The following is a 786-nucleotide window of genomic DNA, read 5'->3' on the forward strand; positions in this document are numbered from 1 at the left end:
AGAGAGCAATGTCCGCTTTCGTGACCTCGATATATTCAATCACTTGCCCGCGATGCGTCGTTTTCTTCACCTCCCGCTGGTACTGGTGCAGCAACGCAATGGCCTGTATCAAGGTGAGGTATTTCATGTGGTCGCGCCGCATCCGGGTTTTGTCTGACAGGAACGTCAGTTGGTGGGCGTAAGGATTGACCACTTTCAGCGGCCTTAACAGGCGCTGGGCGTTCTGGTGTAACTGCGTCAGATAGCCTTTCTCCGAGTCAGCCAGCAACCCTTCTAGCGTCTGACGGTGCCGCTGCATGGCGTGGATGGCCTGCGTCTGCTCGCGCGATTCGTTGACCGTCAGCACCAGACAGCGGTTCAGCAGCTCTTCATCCACATCAATGGCGGTGGTCGTTAACATCAGCATCACCGGACCCTGTACTTTGTACTCCCGCGTCACCAGTTCGCCGCTCTGTTCGTTCTTGCCGGTGCTGGCGATTTTCAGCTCGCCGTCGGACTGCAACAGTTTCAGGGCATAGGCCGCCTGCCGCACGCCTTCTTCTTCGGCTATCGCCAGTATTTTGTGTTGCAGGCTGGTTTCCCCCAGATAGTACAGGCTCTGTCCGGTCATCGCCGAGTACTGGATACGCTCCTCTTCCGGCATCAGGTTCAGCACGGCGTCCATCAGGGAGGATTTCCCCGCCGCGCTGCTGCTCTGGATTAACACGGCCAGCGGTTTATCCAGTTTGCGCGAGACCGCCGCCAGATACCCGGTCAGCAGATTGGTGGATTCGCCGACCACCCCGC

1 pseudogene is annotated in these 786 nt (G+C 58.1%); it reads right to left on the minus strand.

Annotation, left to right across the window (positions count from 1 at the left end):
- Positions 1 to 786 (minus strand): annotated as a pseudogene (locus tag D3222_RS24835) (DNA primase); the annotation flags it as partial.

It is taken from the genome of Photorhabdus sp. CRCIA-P01 (assembly GCF_003545805.1).
GTDB classification, from domain to species: domain Bacteria; phylum Pseudomonadota; class Gammaproteobacteria; order Enterobacterales; family Enterobacteriaceae; genus Photorhabdus; species Photorhabdus antumapuensis.